Raw genomic sequence first — 19,745 nt, 5'->3', positions numbered from 1 at the left:
TCAATTCACAAAAAGGATGGTTATTCTTATGGATTCTAAAAGAAACCAGACGGTTAAAACCGCTTGGGTCGGTTTTCCTCCTCGCTCTGAAGAGACGAGGCTTCTAACCTTCCCATGTTTTTCTGGTGACACTTCAAGCACTAGGCGCCATTGACCTTAACCCAGAACGACTCTGATGAACCCTAGCTTTACTGAACCTTTACAATTCAGGGCTGATTTTTTGCTAAATCTTTATAGGTAGGGTATAGATTCATCACTAAAATATAAGTATTAGAAGCATAGCTACACTCTAACCCCAAATTTCCAGTCCTTCTTCCGTTTAAGTCTGTCCGCCGGTCTGGTTTGATCACGAGAAAGTTGGGTTGGGTCTAACAAAAGGTTATATCCAAATTGGGAGAAAATCGGGGGTTCTGCACAGGAAACCTGTTAGAAAAAATAAAATGTTACTCATTTTACAATCCAGATTTAAGGGACGCATCACTAACAAAGGAAACAAAACTGATGATGGGCTGGGGTGTAGGGCAAAGGTCGAAGTCTGTAGCTTAATCCACCTATCCCTGACCCAAGAGGGGTTCTACCGTGAATAGTTCGGGGTTTAGCCAGTATTATCATTCATCGGATGAGCAGGTCATTTATGCTCATCTACAAAACTATGTCGAAATTGAACAACCCCAACAACTGATTCAACGTTTCTTTACTTTGTTTATTCAAGGAGGAGAATACCCCGATTTAGCCGTTAATTTAGCATTAGGTCGGATTGTTGATTCGGATTTAGCCAATATTGAATTTCAGTATGTTTTAAACCGCAGTTGCTATATTTTAATTAACCGATGGCGTAAACAACCCCGACATCAATGGGCGATTCCTGAACTGATTTATAGTTTTGAACAAACGCCATCGGGTTTACCCTGCTGTTGGACAGCAAAACGCTTACGTTCTTTAGTCAAACGATTTCTTGAAACAGAACAATACCAAGCTCTTCGGCGTTTAAGTCAAGTTTTTCAAGAAAAAATAGAAGCGAATCAAAACGAAAAAAATGAAAATGTAGAAGGTTTAATTAGTCGCTATCCTTATTTATATAATCATTGTTTTTTAACCGATGATAGTCCTGATGAACAACGTCAGGAAATCCGCGAGATGCGGAGCCAAGCCCAAGAAAAGTTTGAGCATGATTTATTTCAATATTTAATGTTTAAACGCACACCACGAGAGCAACGTTTAATTTTACCAACCGTTGAAAACCCAACTTTATTATCGGATAAAAAATTAAATTTTGCAGTTAAACATTTTACGGATAAAGTAGATGGCTATCATACTTATCATGATTTAGCCACCCTGTTTGCCCATCAAAGCAAGCAAGCTCGAACCTATCGCACATTTAAAGAAGAATTTTATGAATATTTGAGTAGTACCGTTGATACTAAATATGGAAAAAACCACTTTAATAATCGTTTGTATCGAGAATTACAAGGGACTCTTTCCCACAATGATAGCCAAACAGTCAATGATACCTTGATGGCTGGAACCTGCCGCAAGTTACTCAATTTCTTAGTGGTGGAAAGTCCGCAACAACCCCATCACTTTGTTTTTTTAGATTTAAGTAGTAACTTGGGTGTGACTCGTTCGATCGGTTTGTTATTAAAAATTATCTTGTTTTGTCGCAAGGTTAAATCAGATTTAGAAAAACGCTTTTCTATTTTATTTAATCACTATGCTACGTTTCCTCGAAATAAAGTATTTTGGCTAATTGAAGCCTTAGAAAACCTCAATCTGGCTTTTAGCCTTAACTGGGGAAATTTGAGATTGCCTTAAGGTTCAGTTTTGATCTAAAGACATTGCTAAAAATTTAGATTAAATCCTGAAATTCATACTATATAGTGACAATCCCTGTGCTATATAATGGTAATCAATTTAAAGATTAAAAACTTTAAAATTCATCTGTCAAAATTTGGAAAAATCAGGATGTGTCGTGTTAACAGAAATCTCATCAAGGATGAGATACGGGGTGGGTGCAGATTACTCACCCTAGAGTTATTCGGATAAGGTTAATAATTCGGGAACTGTCACAAACCGATAGCGTTGTTTTTGTAATTCAGGAATCATAATTTTTAAGGATTCTATCGTTTGAAACCGATTTCCACCCCCATCGTGCATTAAAACAATATCCCCAGGACGAGCTTGAGTTAATACACGATTTGCTAAAATTTCCGCCGGAGCTTGTTGATAGTCTTTTGTATCAATTGACCACATAATAATCGCATAATTTTTACTGCGAGCATACTCCGCCGTTCCATTATCTAAAATCCCGCCAGGAGGACGAAATAACCGGGTTTTTAACCCTGTCATTAACTGTAATTTTGCTGATGTATTTTCAACTTCTGATTTTGCTTTAAGGGGTTCCATTTTTTCATAAGGATGTGACCAAGTATGATTCCCAACCGCATGACCTGATTGAACCACTTTTTGTATGATTTCAGGGTATAATAATAAATTACGACCTAAAATAAAAAATGTGGCTTTAATATCGAACTGTTCTAAAACTGCTAAAACTTTTAAGGTTTCTAACCAAGGGCCATCATCAAACGTTAAGGCAATCACTTTTTCTTGATTTCGAGGAGAAACACGATCAATCGTTTTGCCTTGATAACGTTCGGGAACTAAAGAATAATAAGGTTTTTCGGGTTTAGTTAAACCCGGAGGAGGAAATGGTTTTCGAGGCAGAAAAGAATCGGGTTTTCCTAAAGGTGGAAGTGCAGGTTCTTCGATTACATCTTCAGAAGAATTAATCTCAACTGGAACAACCATATTTTCCATTTTTAATTCAACAAAAGGCAAGGATACAGCAACTTGTCCTTGATGAAAACTAAAGACAAAAATTCCACCTACAGCACCGAGGAGAATTTGTGAAAACTGTTTAACAGTTATGGAACCCATCATCGGTTTTAAGCCTCAGAATCATCTGATTCTAGTTTACGAGACTTTCCTGATTGCTCCCGTAAACCTTCATTAAATTAAATATGAGAATGTTCCTGGTCAGAAACAATCTCTGTTTTGTTGGGGGTTAATGCGATCGCAAATAAAAACGAAACTAACGGCCCTACAATAAAAATAGTGAGTTCTAATCCAGTCATGATGACCCCCTGTGGGTTATGGGTTTCAGTCAGCCCCATTTTCATTAGATGCAGTTTGAGTAATTGTTTCGGTTTTAAACGCCTTTCGGTGTAAAAATCGCTTCTGCATCAACAAGTGTGCTGAAGAAGCCGTCTATATTTCTTAATATACTATAATCACCCTCATCCAGTCTTCCTCTATACTCTCATAGGTCTTAGTTTCACTCAATCTTTAAATCCAGAGCATAAAGCTTTACCCAAGCTAAATTTGATTCATAAATCTTTACGTTCTCAACAAGCCCTATTTAGGTTTGATTAGGAGTCTATCTTAACAGTTCTAGGAACTCCTACACCTCATTAAATCCATAAAGTTTATAACTTTTTAGTAGATTGTAAAAGCGAAAAATATAGATTAAAATCGGAGAATAGGAACAATCTCAGCTAAACAGAGGGGCGCAACACCATGAGTGGCGAAAAACGGCGATATGTTAGCGTTGAAGAGCAGGAATTGCGACGTCTAAAAGAGCAGGAAAGTCGTCTGCGTTCGGTACAACAGGATCTCCCCGAACGGTTAAATGCGGTGAGAGAACAGGCGCGACAAGAGTTTCAACAACGTTTTGCACCCCTCGAACAACGTGCCCAACGACAGGAACAGGAAAGCCAACGTTTAAAAAGCAGTTTAGCAGATTTAGAACGCAATACCCAAAAGCGGTTACAGCAACAGCGTCAGGAATTTCAAGCCGCAGTTCGAGACTCGGAAAAACGTCAACAACAGGCGCTAAAACAGGAAACCAACCGTTTAGAAACTGCAATGCGTCAAGGGTTTAAAGAACAGCGTCAAGAATATTTAAAAATAACACAACAACAACGTCAAGAATATACCCGTTTAATTACAGAACAAGATCAAAAATTCACTCAATTAATTATAGAAGAACGGAATGAACGCAAGCAAGGACAACGAATTTTACAACAACAAATTGATCACGTTGTCAATGATTTAAAACAGGAATGTCAACAAAAATCCCAACTTGCTCAAGATTTTTTAGCAGATGTAGAAGCGATTTGGCAACAAATTGATCGAGAGTATCAACATCAGAAGTTTGCCCCTGGACGGTTAACAGAATTGCATCGGGGATTGGAATTAGCCAGAACGAATATTGAAAATGGGGTGATGGAAGCTGCGATCGCAACCACCCAAAAAACCTATTTAGAATTAGTGGATTTACGCTTAGAATTAGAACAAAAAGAGCAAGAATGGCTATTACTTTATCAGGCAGCTTTAGAAGATTTAAAAAGTTTAATTACCGAGGTACAAGCGAATCGAAACTGTGAAGTAGAAGTGGGACAGGGAGATGATGCGGAAACCTTTAAGTTAGAAGTCGATTATTGGGTGAAGGGTCGATTAACCGAATATGAACAACAGTTAAAACAATTAGAAACTCAACTTAAAACTGAATCAGAAACCTTAACAACTGAACAGATCAAACAGTTGAGTGATCAAATTTTAGCTCAACAACCGATATTAGGAGAAATTGTAGAACAGGCGAAATTATCCATTTTAGGATCTCAACTCCGGGTAGAAATTGCCGACCGTGTGGTTGATGTTTTAGAATCTTTAGGATATCGTCTTCTTGATCCTGAATTTGATGCGGTTTACGAAGGTTCAGATCAACGCAATGCTTTTGTTGTAAAAGTTAAAAATGTTGCTGGTGATGAAGTGGTAACGGTGATTAGTCCTGAAGCCGAATTTGGTGCTAATTCAGTTTCAATTAATACCTTTAGTCAAACTTTAATTGATGAAAATTCCGTTGATCAACAAGCCAAATCTATTTTTAAAGCATTACAACAAGAAGGAGTCCAAGGTAAAGATCCTGACTTGAAAGATGTAGAATGTCATGAAAAACCTCAAACTCAATATCAAAATTTGGAGGAAGTTAAACAACGGAATCAAACTTGAGAAACCCTAGAAACCCGGTTTCTTCAAGAAACCAGGTTTCTAAGCACTCACAATGATATAATTTTATTAAGATGGCAAACCCTAACGTTATGGCTAATTGCCCGATCTGTCAAACAGAATACACAGAAAATCAAGTTAGTTTCTGTACAACTTGTGGATGGGATGTAACGCCCTATCCCGTAACTTTCCCTGGACATATCCCCGATGAATTTATTGCTAAAGAAAAAGCTAAATTAAATTGGGCAAAACAAGCATGGTTAAAATTAAAAACCCAGCAAAAGCAGTTAAAAGAAAAACAACTTGCCTCTCAACAACAGTTAACCGAACTTCTGGCTAAATTTGATCAATTTTCCCAAGTTCCCAGTCAACAATTAACAGAATCTATCTCTATTCTCACCCAACAGTTAGCAATAATTCAACAACAACTAACCACCGCCACCGCAGAACGTCAGCAACTCCAAACCCAAGTTAATCAGTTAAATCAATCTCAAATCAAATATCAGGAAAAATTAGCCCAAGAAATCGTTACCCCGCAAACCTTACTTAATTTTTTTACCCCCATTAACGAACAGTTAACAACGATTCAAACCCAACTTGAAACAGCTAAAATAGAAGAACCAATTCCCGAACCTCCCCCGTCTTTAAAGATAAAATTACGAGAATTTAGCTTTGTCGCAGTTACGGTTAATCGTCAAGGACAAATTATTAATTCTCAAGCCCAAAAAGCTCAAGACTTTCTGGAAGATTTAGGCAACAATATCATTTTAGAAATGGTGTCTATTCCGGGTGGGACGTTCCTGATGGGTTCACCCCAGGGGGAAGGAGGTAATGACGAAAAACCCCAACATCAAGTTACCGTTTCGGCTTTTTTGATGGGCAAATATCCTATTACTCAAGCGCAATGGAAACGGGTTGCTAACTTACCGAAAGTTAGCCGAGATCTAAAACCAGACCCTTCTTACTTTAAAGGCGATCTCCGACCTGTAGAAAATGTAAACTGGTATGATGCGGTGGAATTTTGTGCCCGACTCTATCAATACACAGGAACACCCTATCGCTTGCCCAGTGAGGCGGAATGGGAATATGCCTGTCGCGCTGGAACCACATCGCCGTTCTACTTTGGGGAAACGATCACCAGTCAGTTAGCCAACTATGACGGTAGCAAAATCTATGCCAGCGAACCCCAGGGGCAATATCGCCAGCAAACCAATCCCGTCGGGGAGTTTTCCCCCAATGCCTTTGGGTTATATGACCTTCATGGCAATGTCTGGGAATGGTGCGCTGATCCTTGGCATGACACCTATGCTCGTGCACCAGGTGTGGGTCGTGTTTGGGATAATCAAAATGATAATCGTTATCAAGTTTATAATGTTGAAAATTTAGTCAAGTTATTATTAGACGGAAGAACTCGATGTTTGCGGGGCGGTTCGTGGTTCAAAAATCCCGACTCCTGCCGTTCTGCTAATCGTCTCCGTTACAGTCCCGGCTACAGCAACTACAGCTACGGGTTTCGGGTTGCCTCCTGTGTTGGTTATTAGGATTCTTAGGAGCGAGGCGGGTTGATAATAGTTATCGGTGGGAATTGTCAATTAATACCGAATCCATCCCTACGGGTTTATTCCTATATTTATTCTTGCTAATATGACTGTTGAACGAATTAAATCAGGGTTAAGTTTAGATTCAGGCGATCGCTTTTTTATCTTCTACGGAACTCATACTAGCGATACCTTCTGCACTCCAGATTTATTATTACAAGATATTGAACAAGTTTTACATCGTTATTTACAATCTCAAGGTTATCAAAGAATCCTGTTTTATTCAGGAGTGGAAAAACTGTATTTCTTAGATCAAGCATCCCGCGATCGCTGTCTTCCCCAAATTCAATCTAACAATAATTCTGCCCCTTGTCAAGAACTTAGATTCTCCGGTTCATTAGGAAAAAAACGGGGATTATTAGGGCGAAAAACACCCGCAACCCCGACCGAAATTCCACCAACAACCCGCAATGCTCCAACTCGATTACAAGATGTTAATATTCTGCCCATTTTTGAAACAGTCATGCAGGATATTAACCAAAAATCCGTGATTATTTTTACCAATACTGAAGATTTAGGACAATTTGATCATCGCCGCGAACTATTTGGGCGGTTTGTTAATTGGTTACGTTTACCGCCGCAAAATTCTAACCTGTGTATTTTTATTTCTCACCATGAAACCAGTGCCAAATTGCAAGAATATTGCGATCGCATTGGTTTTACTCTCCTGTCTAATTATATCAGAAACCGAGATCATTCTACAACTCAATCTTTAAATTTAGTTTGCCTAGCCTCTCCCGATATCCAAGAAATTAATAACTTACAACAGTATTTTCGGTTACAGGAACAAAAAAAACTAGACTGGAAAAATATTAATCAACTATCTCAATGGATATCGGCGGAAAATCAATCTCTAAAGACTTGGTATCATCGGTTTAAAATTGTTCCTGAAATTTCCCTAACTCAAGCAAAAGCCAAGCGTTGGTTTACTGCAGATATTAGCACTCAACCTGCTTTAGAAAGGTTAAATCAAATGATTGGTTTATCGAGTGTTAAAACCTTAATTAGTCAACAAATACCCCAGCTAATTGTACAACAACAACGTCAAAAACAAGGACAACAAACCGACCCACCCCGTCTTCATTTAATCTTTACCGGAAATCCGGGTACGGGGAAAACTACCGTAGCGCGATTAATTGGGGAAATATATCGAGATTTAGGATTATTAAAACGGGGTCATGTTCGAGAAGTTGCTAAACAGGATTTAGTCGCTGGATATGTGGGACAAACCGCAATTCAAACTAATGAAGTGATTGATCAAGCTTTAGATGGGGTATTATTTATTGATGAAGCTTATACCTTAAGTCAAGGGAGAAATAATGATTTTGGTCAGGAAGCGATTGATACTTTGTTGAAAAGAATGGAAGATGAACGTCATCGACTGGCGGTCATTATTGCGGGATATCCTGATAATATTAATGACTTTTTAGAAAGTAATCCGGGGTTAAAACGTCGCTTACCCACTACGATTATTTTTGAAGATTATACGCCCTCGGAATTGTTAGGGATTTTTCAACAACGGTTATCGCGGGTACAGTGTTCAATGACATCGGAATTAGAATTAGCTTTAGTTCGTTTATTCACGGATTTGTATAGACGAAGAGATCAAAATTTTGGTAATGCGGGGGTAGTGGAAAATTTATTTGATAAAATGGATCAATTGCGTTCCCAGCGTGTAATTCAGCAGAATTTAGAACAGTTAAGCGAACCTTTTCAACTCCAAGATTTACCCCCAGAATATCGCCAAGAATCTCGAAAAAATGAGGAGATTTTACAAGAGTTATTACAACAATTAGATCGATTAACGGGATTAGATTCTGTTAAACAGAATATCCGAGAAATTGTGACTGAACAATTAGCCAATCAACGGTTAAGAGAAGCGGGAATTTCTATTAATGAAGGTCAACAAACGCGCCATCTATTATTTACGGGAAATCCAGGGACGGGAAAAACAACGGTAGCGCGATTAATTGGGCAAATTTTTAAAGCGTTGGGATTATTAGAAAAGGGGCATTTTATTGAAGCAAATCGCAGTAATTTAGTCGCTGGATATGTGGGACAAACAGCTTTAAAAACGAAAGAAGTGATTGAATCTGCGTTAGATGGGGTATTATTTATTGATGAAGCTTATGGGTTAAGTCGCAGTGATTCAGGTCAAGATTTTGGAAAAGAAGCGATTGATACGTTAGTACCAATGATGGAAAATGAACGCGACCGCCTGATTGTTATTTTAGCAGGATATACCCTAGAAATGCAAGGGTTTATGAATGCAAATTCGGGGATTAAATCTCGAATTAGTAATATTATTGAATTTCCTGATTATACCGGAGAAGAATTGCATCAAATTTGTTTAGGAATGGGTCAGCAAGGGGGGTGGATAGTTCCCCCAGAAGTATCAGCAAAATTGTTAACTGTATTTCGAGATATGTATGAACATCGGGGGCGAAATTTTGGCAATGGTCGAGAGGTCAGAAACGTTTATGAAAAAATGGTACAACGTCTCAAAAGTCGGATTGTTCGAGAGCATTTATCAGGGGAAGAGATGATAACTTTTAGATTAGAAGATATTCATAATTAACAAAGGATAATCGTGCGTGTGCTGCGATGGATTACCTTACTTTGTGGCGGTATCGATGGCGGTTTTAAAATGATTGGAAAAATTTAGAGGGGGAATACCAACCATTAAGGCTTCATTGGGGCGCAGATGAATTTCAACATCTCGCTGACGTTGTGTAAATAAACTTGCTTCGGGTAAATGACGAGAAGTTAAAAAATGTACGACTTGATTGGATGAACCTCGCCAACCTTGATTATCATTAAATTCAGGAAGATATTCTCCATCAATTAAAACATCAATTAAGCTTAAAATTTGATCAATTTCGGGGTTGTTTTGAGCTTGCAGTTGTGTTAAAGTAAACCCAGTAAAACAAATAATAGAAATATCTTGTTGTTGACGTAAATTATGGAATAATTCACTCAATGCAGCAGCTTGTAACATCGGTTCACCGCCAGAAACCGTTAACCCTTCTGTAGCCGGAATTGATAATATATAATTAGCTAATTTTTGGGGATCAATTTCTGTGGCTTGTTTCTGGGGTATCCACTCAGGAGAAACACAACCCCGACAGTTAAAACAACATCCCTGTACCCAAATTGCAAACCGTTGACCAGGGCCAAGGGTACGGGTTGAAGGGCAAATTTCAGCAATATTAAGTAAAGTCATGTTTGAATGTTATTTTTATTGAATTATAATTAAAGAGGAATGGTTAAAAAGTAAAGCGAATTTTTTGTTGTATCTGCTCCTGTTTTTTTCGAGAGATTGATAATTCTTGGTCAATTTCTGCTAAAGTTTCCTGTACGGTTTTGAGTAGATGATCGATTTTTTCACAATTCACAGGTAAGAGTTTTCCTAATACGACATTGGTTTGATAATGACTATTTAACATTGTGATTAATTCCTGGGTTACGGTGTGATAAGTTTCAAAATCGGTTTGAGTTTGTTGGATTTGTTGTTGAACTTGATTATAGCTTTCTTGTTGTTGAATGAGTTGTTGTTTCTGGGTCTCTAAATGAGCTAATTCTTGATCTAGCGCTTCTGATAATCGTTGACGTTGAAGTTGGGTTAAGGTGATTAATTCTGATACAGAATTGCGGGTACTTTGTTCTAAATGGTTTTGTCGAGATTGCCAATAGGTGATTTCTTCTTTTAATAGGGTTTGTTGCTGTTGTAAGGCGGTAATTTGTTCGTCTAATTGAGTTTTTTGTTGTTGTAAATCAGTGAGAATTTGTTGTTGGGGTTCTAGTTGAATGGCTTTTTCTGCAATCGTTTTCCTGAGTTGTTCTAAGTTGGCGGTTTGTAATTCTGCTTCTAGGGTCGTTAACTGTTGAATTTTAGATTTTAGCGTTTTTAATTCCTGAGTTTCTTGAATAATTTGTTGTTCTTGTGATAGAATTAAATTAGCCGATTTTAAGAGTTCTGATTTTTCAGTAATTAGGGTTTTTAAAGATTGATTGCGATCGTTAATTCTTTGCTTCAGATTGGCAGAAATTGGCAAAGAATCGAGTAAAAGTTGCCAAGAGTTGAGCAGTTCTAATTGAGTTGCTAAGGTTTTGGAAAGAGCGATCGCCCAAGCTTCAAAGGTTTCTGGTTCCGTTTCTGATAACTGTTTTAATAATTCAGGAGTAAAGGTTAATTGACAGTCCTCAAACAGTGATTGAATCAACTCAAAAGGTAAGCAAATATTATCAAATTCCAAAAGATTTTGACAAGTTTTAATTTGTTCAATTAAGTTAAGATTTTTGGGATTTTGCAGCATAATATTTATTGAATTCCATCAATTAAAACATGACCAGGGAACATCTCAGAAACGACATTTCCCAAGGGATATTCTAAGCGGTTTCCGCTTCTGAGTTCTTCGAGAACTAAATAAGCAATTTGAGATCGATCCACTTTCATTCCGATTTTATATTTAGTATCAGATGAACAACAAGGTAACTCAATCATATCAGGAAGGGTATGTTGATGTTTCTTTCCTTTCGATAATAATTGTAGCCAAAGGGTGATGGAAATTTTATGATCAATGGGAGTCAGGGGTTGAGAATAAAAATTAGGTTGTGCTAAATCTTCTAAATTAGACCCTCCTTTAATTAACGAAATATCTAATTTTTCGAGTTCATGGGTTTGAGTATTGATCGTTTCTAAAATCACTCCTACAGTATGAACATATTTTTCGATTGGATTAACTAACCCATTCGCAATTAAACAAGCTCCGTAGGAAATTGCATAAGCACTGTTAGTAATATTAAAACTGCGGTCAATTCGAGGATCATTTTTATCAATTTCCAGAGCATCCATAATCGCTCTTTGAACTAAAATAAACTGACAAAATCCTCCCACCATAAACAGTTTATCAATCTTGAAATCCTGTTCTTTTAGATAGAATTTAACTCGGTTTAGTACCGTTTCAATTCCTTGCTTAATCGGTTTAAATGCCTCTTCAACTTCTCCAAAGGTTACAGAATAACCACTAAATTTATAAACTTTATCATTAATTTTATCGTGTTTTTCCTCTAAGTTTAAATAGTTAATAAACAATCGTGTGCTGCGATCATGAGTATTAATTTTAACTCGTTCAAAATCTCCCATTAAACTCATCAATTCTGCATCAGATTCTTTTAAAGATTGACCTTGCTTTTTACTATAAGCTTGCTGAACAATGCGACGATCAAAAGCGACTCCGGCGGATTCTAATCCTTTATCTCCTTGTCCATCAAAATAGAGAACTTCAACCTTATGATCTCCATAAATACGACAAAGACTAACATCAAATGTACCGCCTCCCATATCACAAACTAGCAAATTGCCGTTAAAGGGTTGCTGATTTTTTTGCTGGGCGTGGCGTTGATTAATCCAAGTATAATAAGCAGCCGCAGCCACAGGTTCACTGACCAATTGTAAGAGTTGTTTTTCTAATCCTAATTCTTGTTTAATTAAAGTTTGTAGACGTTCCCGACCCAAATTATAAATATCTCGTTGCCAAATTTCAGGAACAGAAACGACTAGGGTTTTAATTTCACCCTTTTGACTGGTAAAACTATAGGAATTGTCAATAGAAATTAAGAGTTCTCGTAGATAATCTGTAGTGACACTGATGGGGGTGCGATCGGAGGAAAAATATTGAGAAAATTCAGATGGATCTAAAGGTAATCGCATTTTAAAATGACCGTAGGTTTCTACTTGGGGGTCTTGAGTTCCCGCCGTGTGAGCCACCGTACCAATTTCTATATAATTATCATGATGATAGGCAATAAAAGAAGGGATATATTTAGAACCATCTGGAGGCGGACAGGAATAAGCTTCCGGTTCTCCATTGGAGTTGAGATAGGAAATAATCGAGTTAGTTGTACCAAAATCTAAACCGATATGAGACATTTTACTAAACTGGAGTGCTTTTCAATTATATTATACTCCTGTCTAAGAAAAAAGAGTATAAAACCTTGAAAATTTGGTAAACTTCAATGATGTTAATCACTTAAATCCTATAACCATTTTACAGTCAATCTCTGTCCCTCTTGCCTTCAGAGCCCCATTAATGTTATAGGATGACAGAACATTTTAATCTGCCTAAAAATCTAACACAGATGAACAAAAAACTGGCTGTTTCTCTTTTGACTCTTCTGTTGACCGTTAATTTTCCTTTATCGGGTTGGGCCGAAACCGTATTAGAAAAAGTAAACCGGACAGGGATACTAACAGCAGGGGTAAGGACGGATGCGGTTCCCTTTGGTTATACGGATAAAAATAACACTTTACAAGGATATTCCGTTGATTTAATTAAACTGATTCAACAACGACTCGAAAAACAATTGAATAAACCGATTAAATTAGAATTAAAAACGGTTAACTTAAAAGATCGATTTACTCAAGTAGAAACAGGTCAATTAGATATTGTTTGTGAAGCCACAAGTATTACTGTTGGACGAGAAAAAACGGTGGATTTTTCCATTCCTTATTTTACCAGTGGAATTCAATTGTTAGTCCGAGAAGCGGATGCAGAACGCTTAGATCCAACAACAGTCTCAGAAACCCAATTAAAGAGCATCCGAGATAATAATATTACCGTTGGATTTTTATTAGGAACCACGACAGATGATGAATTTCGACCCGTTTATCCTGAAGCAAAATGGCAAGTTGTGGGGAGTCGTGCTGATGGAATTCGTCGCTTAAGAGAAGAAGAAATTGATTTAATGGTTAGTGATGGAATTCTATTATTAGGTGAATTATGGCAACAAGGAGAAGACGTTAAAAAATTTCGTCTGATTCCTGAACAACCCCTAACCTTTGAAAATTATGGCTGTATTTTACCGAAAAATAGTCGGCAATGGGGAACTTTAGTCAATCAAACCATTACCTCAGATGAAAATTTGCAACTGTGGAACCAATGGTTTGATCCCAAAACAGGACGCTTCCCTTATCAACGCTTTGAAAGTAAAACCCAATCGTAATTTTTGAAAAAATAAGAGCCAAAACGAACCACAGGGAACAGTCACCTGTGGTTACAATTTCGAGATTAGGAGGAAGGTAAAAAGATTAATCCACAACATGAATTAATCCTCGGCGAAGGCGTTCAAAAACTTCATCAATATAAGAACTTTCTTCTAAAGTTAATGTATCTTTGGAGAGTAATAACGACATTAAAACTCGCTGATCACTGCGGGTAATTTTTCGAGAACAGAAAATTTGATTTACTAATGTCTCAAGGCTACTTTCAACGCTAACTGTAGGTTCACTGAGAAACATAGACATCACCTATATGCACCTCATCTTAATGGTTTATTATTCCTTTAATTTTGACACCCGGCAGTGACACAACACCCCCTATCGGTGTGATCAAGTTCACTGCTGAACGGTGATTCTTATCAATATTGTTAAGTTTTCATGTCTTCGCAGCCCATAGCAATTCGCTAAGGAATATTTTATGATAACGACAACGGCTTTTTGTTTAATCTGTCCTATGAAACAGAGAATCATAGTTGGTATTGCCTTGTTAGGGATACTCAGTCCTCTAACACCAGCCAGCGCGGAAAATTTAGAACAAACCCGACAACTTCTCGCTACGAAACAATGTCAAAATTGTGACCTCAGTGGGGCAGGTTTGGTACTGGCGAATTTAGTCGGGGCGAACCTGAATGGCGCCAACCTGGTGGGGGCTAATCTCAGCCGAGCAAACCTGACAGGCGCTGACCTGCGGGGCGCGAACTTAACCGGGGCGAGTTTATTTGGAGCGAACTTAACCGGGGCGAATCTGACGGGGGCCATTCTCAACGGCACAGACTTAAGAAGCGCCTATCTCACCAATGCGATTTTAGACGCTCAAAGTCTCGATAATGCTCAGTTAGTGGGTGTGGTGGGACTCCCTGCTAATACTGGCAATGCTGAGGACTTTTACCGTTTAGGAGTGACGGAAGCCAAAGCGGGTCATTATGTCAATGCCATTGATTTGTATAATCAAGCCCTAACCCTTGATCCTAAATTAGCGGCTGCTTATTTTGCTCGGAGTATGGCACGGGCAGATTTAGGCGATTTACCTGGGGCGATTGTTGATGCAAAACAAGCGCAACAACTCTATCAAACCTTAAATTCTCCAGAAGGAGAAAAAATTTCACTTCAGTTAGTGGAAGTCTTAGAATATCGACAAAATCCCGACCAAAATAAACCTCGTGGTGGTTTTTTGGGGTTCTTAGAATCAGCAACACCGATGTTATTAAGATTATTGTTCTAACTCAACTCAAAGTTAAATTAGACAATCGGCTATATCATAGCTTCAAGGCAGTTAGAGAGGGAGTCAATCGATGAGCGATCGCAAAAATAAATCTTTATGGAATTCTATCACTCAAAAAGCAGAAGGCTTGAAAGATAGCGTCAGTCAAAAAGCTGCGAACGCCAGTAAATCTTTAACAGAAAAAGCCACAGAAGCGGCGAAACATTCCGTGTCAAATCTGGGAGAAACCATTAGTCATAAAGCCGCAGAAGCCGGAAAAACAATTCGGGATACGGCAACTCATTCGGTAGAATCAACTTGGAAAAAAGGTCAAGATTGGGTGGATCATTTAGGTTCAGAATCCCCAGAACCCTTAACGAATCCCAATGCACCAGATTGTAGCTTAGATGAACTGTATCATATTTTTATATCCTATCAAACCGCCTATCAAGGAGGCAATCAAACCGTAACTTTAAAAAGTGGAAAAACCTATACCGTTAGAATTCCCCCAAACCGCACAGAAGGATCTAACCTACGCCTAAAAGGATGTGGAGTTAAAGGAAATGATGCGTTTTTAGTGCTGCATACATTTTATAATTCTGAAGCCAATTTAGATCGGCAAATTAATCGTTTAATTAATCAAACTTCCCTGTATGAACAAACAAAAATTCGATGCTTAGAAGCCTATAATCGTTTAAATTATGGTCAACCCACTCAAGATTTTACCGCCTTGGATTTATTAGATTATTTGGTTCTAACCTCTAAACTGTATTCGGATATGGGTCAACGCTATATTATAGCCAGCCATTATTCCCGTTCCTTGGGTTTAGAACAATGTTTAGAAAAGGCATTAGAAACATCGAATTTAGATTTAGATGAGAAAATGCGATTAAAAGGAAGCTATCAGTATGTTCGTTCGGGAGAAGCGGTTCCTGATTTAGAAGCCTTGAGTAAAATTGATGCAATTATTCTGAATTCATCTTTAAAGGCGGATTTAAAAAAATACTATTTGCGGGGAAGTGTGACATCGAGGGTTTTAACCTTGGATATTCTGATTATTAATGCCATTTATAACCATCCTCAGTTATCAGAATCTGATCAAAAAAGATACACTAAAACCTATAGTCAAATTCGAGAAGGACAAACAGTTCTGGATGCTTTAACGTTAATCGCCTTAGATGAATGGATGATGAACGCTGAAATTCCAGCCATTGGAAAAGTGATTTATCAATTAATTCGCAAACCGGATTTACCCTTAAACAATGAGTTTGATAATAATGATTATTTAGAATCGTTTAAAATTATTCAGGAAACTCTACAATCGGTTTTAAAAACTTATCCTGATTATCCAGCAACCGGAATTCAAGGAATTGATATTGCGGAAGTTAAAATTGATCGATTAGCTGAAAAATCTTATAATTCTGTATCCAGGGGAGGATTAGGATTATTATCAGGAAATGTAATGATTAAAGGGGCAGTTCCTTTAATAGAAATGACCGCAAGAGTGGCGATCGCTCAAGTGGCAGAACGTTCAACTCGTGATAAAATTAACTTGGGAATTCCTGCGGTTTCAGACACCGGAAATCAGGCCACAGCGATTGGTAATAATTGGATGGCGGTCGGTTCCTTTGGAGACGGTGAAAAACCCATTCATCATTTATACGGTGCAGCGTTTTATCGAACTTTAATGAATGACATCGATGGAGTCAGTGGTATTGCTGAACCCGCAGCCCAGAAATCGATTCCTCAAGGGTTAGGATTATTAAAACTGTTAAAAGGACAACCGGATAAACAACGGGTGATCAAAGATTTAGAAACTCAAATGTATCGTTAAACTTTTCGAGGTAGAATAGAAAAGTTTAATGATTAAATTTGGAATATCTCATGACTTCAGAAACCCATAAAACAACAGAATCAACGACTGGTGCAGATGCAATTGATGTGGCGATCGCAAAAGGAATTGACTTTGATGGAACACCCATTCCTCCAGCCAAACTCGATCTCTACAATAAAGTTATGGGATTAGAAGCCGGACGTCAACGCAGTGGTGTGAGTAATACAATGCGTTCTCGAATCGTTCGCATTGGTGCTAAACATATTCCTCAAGATGAACTCAATCAACTGTTAATTGATGCCGGATTTCAAGGGTTAAAAGATAAAGAAATCCTATTCTATTATAGCGCAAAATAATTAGTCGGGGCGGGATAAGCCCGCCCAAACTCAGTGATCAGCATTAGTAAAAATACTCATCTATTTTAGAAGAAAACAACTTGATATAAAGTGTTTCTATCAGTAGACAAAAGTAAAATCAATAAGTGATCCGATTTTGTAGCATTTTTCCTAAGTTTTGTTCCTTTTTTTCTCTTCTCTCTTTCGATTTTGTAGCATTTTTTTTGAGATTTAGATTAGTGATATTAGTGTTATGTATACTTTTAAAGACAGAGTTCAGTTTTCAACGACTGTTTAAGGATTGACCACTCAACAAAATGTAAATCAGGCAAGCTGCATGAGGGAGAAATAGATCATGTCAAATTTTGATCTAGTGCTGAAATTATTGTTACAACTAACAATAATTTTAGGAACTTGCCGTATTGTTTCTATCATGGGGCGTTATGTCGGACAAACCGATGTAGTTTGTGAAATGATTGCTGGAGTGATATTAGGGCCGTCTTTATTGGGTTTAATTGCACCTGATATCCAACAATGGTTGTTTCCTAACGTTCCCCTAATCTTAGAATCAGGAACTAAAATTCCTAATCCATCTATGTCAATTCTTTTTGCTATTAGTCAGCTTGGATTAGCGATTTATATGTTTCTGATTGGCTTAGAATTAGATACCGATCAGTTAAAAAACAATATTAAAAGTGCAGGTTTAGTTTCCCTGGCTGGCATCATTATCCCCTTTACTTTAGGTGCGATCGCCACGTTATTTTTATATGGTAATAACCAACTGTTTAATCCGCAAATTACCTCATGGGCTGCCGCTTTATATTTAGGGGCTTCCATGTCGATTACGGCTTTTCCCCTGTTAGCCAGAATGTTACATGAACGGGATATTGCGAAAACCAGTTTTGGAACTTTAGTATTAGCAGCAGGTTCAATTGATGATGCGACAGCATGGTGTTTACTCGCAATTGTATTAGCTAGTATTAAAGATTCTGCGAGTATTGCAGTTTTAGCAATTGGTGGCGGTATTGAGTATGTATTATTCATGGTTTTTCTAGGAAAACCTCTATTCAAAGTTTTTACTCGTTGGACTAAGCGTGATCGTCGAGTCACCCAACAAACCTTAACGGTACTCTTAATCCTTTTGATGTTATGCGCTTGGTTTACGGATTTCATGGGAATCTATGGGGTATTTGGTGCATTCATTTTGGGTACAGTTATGCCGCGTGGAGAATTCGCCAAACAGGTACGCCACTATACAGAATTTCTCACCTCTAGCTTTTTACTTCCAATTTTCTTTGTTTTTTCAGGTTTAAACACACAAATTGGATTAGTTAATACGCCAGAATTATGGGGGATTACAATCATTATTGTAGCGATCGCAATCATTGGTAAAGGCATTGCTTGTATGTTAGCCGCTAAAATGGCAGGTGAAAATTGGCGGGAATCGGCAACCATTGGAGCTTTAATGAACGCAAGAGGTTTAATGGAGTTGATTATCCTTAATATTGGTTTAGAACAAGGTGTGATTACGCCTACTTTGTTCACCATGATGGTAATTATGGCGATCGTAACAACCCTAATAACATCTCCTCTGGTGAACTTTTTATTACACCGCAAAATTTATCAACTTGCTGCTAAATAGAACAACAATTTTTAGATAGCTCTCATCCTTTTAGGATAGGGCTTGATTGCTTAATTTTTACGGTTTAAGCTAACTCCATTGCGACGGATATCACCAGCACCAAATAACTCTCCGTCCGATGTTTTAACTAAAGTATTAACCCCACCAAAAAACATATTTTTTTCCGGCCATAATCTGATAGAATCCTGAGCAGATAAATTAAGATGATTAACCGTTTCCTCATCAAACCCCGGTTCAATATCAAAGCGATGATTTTCCCAATGGACACGGGGACTATTCACCGCATCTTCAACGGACATCTTAAAATCTATTAAATTTAATAACACTTGTAAAATTGCCGTTCTAATGCGATTAGAACCACCAGAACCCAGAACAATGTCTGGTTTATGATGATCATTTAAGACTAAAGTGGGAGACATCATCGAAGAAATTCTGACATTTTCCAGCCATTGATGAAATCCTTGGGGGTTTAAGTCTTCTTCTCCCAACATATTATTAACCATAATTCCGGTTCCTGGGATCATATATCCTGAACCTTCTCCATTAGACGTGGTAACACTGGCTGCATTTCCTTCTTGATCTAAAACACTAATATGAGTGGTACTTCCCCATTTATTCACCGAATGTAGGAAAGGTTCTTGATAATTAGAGACAGAAGATAGAAAGTTTTCGGCAATATTCAATTCATGTAAATCGCCATCTAACCTTTCCTTACGAGCAATATTAGTCACTTGCATCACAGTTTTTAACAAGTTTAAATATTGGGGACTTCCAAACTGAATCTTAGTTAAATCTACAGAGGATAAAAGTTTTAACGCAAACGCTATTAACGTCCCCCCCGAACTCGGAGGAGGATTCGTTAATAAAGTTTTTCCTCGATAGTTAAGGGTTAAAGGGTTCCGTTCGATGACCGTATAATTTTCCAGATCCTCTAACGTCAAATGTCCGCCCTTATTCTGACAATCTCGAACTAATTGTTGAGCAATTTCTCCGTGATAAAATTCTCCCCTT

General features: G+C 37.8%; 15 protein-coding genes. 9 read left to right on the top strand and 6 right to left on the bottom strand.

Annotated features, from left to right (window positions below):
- Window positions 1-579 precede the first annotated feature (579 nt).
- A complete protein-coding gene (locus ACKPEB_RS03755) occupies window positions 580-1,812 on the top strand; it encodes a hypothetical protein (RefSeq protein WP_408963458.1) in 1,233 nt (410 codons plus the stop codon).
- Window positions 1,813-2,031: 219 nt separating this feature from the next.
- Here ACKPEB_RS03755 and ACKPEB_RS03750 read toward each other — a convergent pair whose 3' ends face one another.
- Window positions 2,032-2,937: a polysaccharide deacetylase family protein gene (locus tag ACKPEB_RS03750; RefSeq protein WP_408963457.1), complete on the bottom strand. Its 906-nt coding sequence runs from the start codon at window positions 2,935-2,937 to the stop codon at window positions 2,032-2,034.
- Between the two features lie 636 nt (window positions 2,938-3,573).
- Here ACKPEB_RS03750 and ACKPEB_RS03745 point away from each other — a divergent pair.
- From ACKPEB_RS03745 to ACKPEB_RS03735, 3 genes are all read left to right on the top strand, one after another.
- A complete protein-coding gene (locus ACKPEB_RS03745) occupies window positions 3,574-5,067 on the top strand; it encodes a hypothetical protein (RefSeq protein ID WP_408963456.1) in 1,494 nt (497 codons plus the stop codon).
- A gap of 89 nt (window positions 5,068-5,156) precedes the next feature.
- Window positions 5,157-6,605 carry an SUMF1/EgtB/PvdO family nonheme iron enzyme gene (locus ACKPEB_RS03740; RefSeq protein WP_408963455.1) on the top strand — a complete coding sequence of 483 codons (1,449 nt, stop codon included), beginning with the start codon at window positions 5,157-5,159 and terminating at the stop codon, window positions 6,603-6,605.
- 103 nt (window positions 6,606-6,708) lie between these two features.
- Window positions 6,709-9,240, top strand: coding sequence for an AAA family ATPase (locus ACKPEB_RS03735; RefSeq protein ID WP_408963454.1), 2,532 nt, complete (start codon window positions 6,709-6,711; stop codon window positions 9,238-9,240).
- 36 nt (window positions 9,241-9,276) lie between these two features.
- Here the strand turns inward: ACKPEB_RS03735 and ACKPEB_RS03730 are convergent, their stop codons facing one another.
- Genes ACKPEB_RS03730 through ACKPEB_RS03720 form a run of 3 tightly spaced genes read right to left on the bottom strand, consistent with a single transcriptional unit; the run spans window position 9,277 to window position 12,594 of the window.
- On the bottom strand, window positions 9,277-9,885 hold the full coding sequence (locus ACKPEB_RS03730) for a 4Fe-4S single cluster domain-containing protein (RefSeq protein WP_408963453.1): 609 nt from the start codon (window positions 9,883-9,885) through the stop codon (window positions 9,277-9,279).
- Between the two features lie 43 nt (window positions 9,886-9,928).
- Window positions 9,929-10,978 (bottom strand): hypothetical protein, encoded by a 1,050-nt coding sequence (locus ACKPEB_RS03725; RefSeq protein ID WP_408963452.1) that lies wholly within the window; start codon window positions 10,976-10,978, stop codon window positions 9,929-9,931.
- 5 nt (window positions 10,979-10,983) lie between these two features.
- Window positions 10,984-12,594: an Hsp70 family protein gene (locus ACKPEB_RS03720; RefSeq protein ID WP_408963451.1), complete on the bottom strand. Its 1,611-nt coding sequence runs from the start codon at window positions 12,592-12,594 to the stop codon at window positions 10,984-10,986.
- A gap of 209 nt (window positions 12,595-12,803) precedes the next feature.
- Here ACKPEB_RS03720 and ACKPEB_RS03715 point away from each other — a divergent pair, with 209 nt between their 5' ends.
- On the top strand, window positions 12,804-13,667 hold the full coding sequence (locus ACKPEB_RS03715) for an amino acid ABC transporter substrate-binding protein (protein ID WP_408963450.1): 864 nt from the start codon (window positions 12,804-12,806) through the stop codon (window positions 13,665-13,667).
- 85 nt (window positions 13,668-13,752) lie between these two features.
- Here ACKPEB_RS03715 and ACKPEB_RS03710 read toward each other — a convergent pair whose 3' ends face one another.
- Window positions 13,753-13,968, bottom strand: coding sequence for a hypothetical protein (locus ACKPEB_RS03710; protein ID WP_408963449.1), 216 nt, complete (start codon window positions 13,966-13,968; stop codon window positions 13,753-13,755).
- Window positions 13,969-14,176: 208 nt separating this feature from the next.
- On the opposite strand from ACKPEB_RS03710, the gene ACKPEB_RS03705 reads away from it, so the two are divergent.
- From ACKPEB_RS03705 to ACKPEB_RS03690, 4 genes are all read left to right on the top strand, one after another.
- Complete coding sequence (locus ACKPEB_RS03705; RefSeq protein ID WP_408963448.1) at window positions 14,177-14,944, top strand: pentapeptide repeat-containing protein; 768 nt, start codon at window positions 14,177-14,179, stop codon at window positions 14,942-14,944.
- A 70-nt stretch (window positions 14,945-15,014) separates the two neighbouring features.
- Window positions 15,015-16,757, top strand: a complete 1,743-nt coding sequence (locus ACKPEB_RS03700; RefSeq protein ID WP_408963447.1) for a hypothetical protein — start codon at window positions 15,015-15,017, stop codon at window positions 16,755-16,757.
- A gap of 50 nt (window positions 16,758-16,807) precedes the next feature.
- Window positions 16,808-17,113 (top strand): DUF4090 family protein, encoded by a 306-nt coding sequence (locus tag ACKPEB_RS03695; protein ID WP_408963446.1) that lies wholly within the window; start codon window positions 16,808-16,810, stop codon window positions 17,111-17,113.
- Between the two features lie 334 nt (window positions 17,114-17,447).
- A complete protein-coding gene (locus ACKPEB_RS03690) occupies window positions 17,448-18,734 on the top strand; it encodes a cation:proton antiporter (protein ID WP_408963445.1) in 1,287 nt (428 codons plus the stop codon).
- A gap of 50 nt (window positions 18,735-18,784) precedes the next feature.
- On the opposite strand, the gene ACKPEB_RS03685 is transcribed toward ACKPEB_RS03690, so the two are convergent.
- Window positions 18,785-19,745 (bottom strand): gamma-glutamyltransferase (locus ACKPEB_RS03685; protein ID WP_408963444.1); only part of this gene is annotated, 961 nt, incomplete at its 5' end.

This window comes from Planktothrix sp., assembly GCF_046067725.1.
GTDB lineage: Bacteria > Cyanobacteriota > Cyanobacteriia > Cyanobacteriales > Microcoleaceae > Planktothrix.
The sequence above is the reverse complement of the archived record's forward strand: the minus strand, read 5'-3'. Positions and strand labels throughout refer to the sequence as shown.

What these genes read in the sequence shown, in the direction of transcription:
- ACKPEB_RS03750 (WP_408963457.1), bottom strand. Translation starts at nt 2,937, where the DNA reads ATGATGGGTTCCATAACTGTTAAACAGTTTTCACAAATTCTCCTCGGT.
- ACKPEB_RS03745 (WP_408963456.1), top strand. Translation starts at nt 3,574, where the DNA reads ATGAGTGGCGAAAAACGGCGATATGTTAGCGTTGAAGAGCAGGAATTG.
- ACKPEB_RS03740 (WP_408963455.1), top strand. Translation starts at nt 5,157, where the DNA reads ATGGCTAATTGCCCGATCTGTCAAACAGAATACACAGAAAATCAAGTT.
- ACKPEB_RS03735 (WP_408963454.1), top strand. Translation starts at nt 6,709, where the DNA reads ATGACTGTTGAACGAATTAAATCAGGGTTAAGTTTAGATTCAGGCGAT.
- ACKPEB_RS03730 (WP_408963453.1), bottom strand. Translation starts at nt 9,885, where the DNA reads ATGACTTTACTTAATATTGCTGAAATTTGCCCTTCAACCCGTACCCTT.
- ACKPEB_RS03725 (WP_408963452.1), bottom strand. Translation starts at nt 10,978, where the DNA reads ATGCTGCAAAATCCCAAAAATCTTAACTTAATTGAACAAATTAAAACT.
- ACKPEB_RS03720 (WP_408963451.1), bottom strand. Translation starts at nt 12,594, where the DNA reads ATGTCTCATATCGGTTTAGATTTTGGTACAACTAACTCGATTATTTCC.
- ACKPEB_RS03715 (WP_408963450.1), top strand. Translation starts at nt 12,804, where the DNA reads ATGAACAAAAAACTGGCTGTTTCTCTTTTGACTCTTCTGTTGACCGTT.
- ACKPEB_RS03710 (WP_408963449.1), bottom strand. Translation starts at nt 13,968, where the DNA reads ATGTCTATGTTTCTCAGTGAACCTACAGTTAGCGTTGAAAGTAGCCTT.
- ACKPEB_RS03705 (WP_408963448.1), top strand. Translation starts at nt 14,177, where the DNA reads ATGAAACAGAGAATCATAGTTGGTATTGCCTTGTTAGGGATACTCAGT.
- ACKPEB_RS03700 (WP_408963447.1), top strand. Translation starts at nt 15,015, where the DNA reads ATGAGCGATCGCAAAAATAAATCTTTATGGAATTCTATCACTCAAAAA.
- ACKPEB_RS03695 (WP_408963446.1), top strand. Translation starts at nt 16,808, where the DNA reads ATGACTTCAGAAACCCATAAAACAACAGAATCAACGACTGGTGCAGAT.
- ACKPEB_RS03690 (WP_408963445.1), top strand. Translation starts at nt 17,448, where the DNA reads ATGTCAAATTTTGATCTAGTGCTGAAATTATTGTTACAACTAACAATA.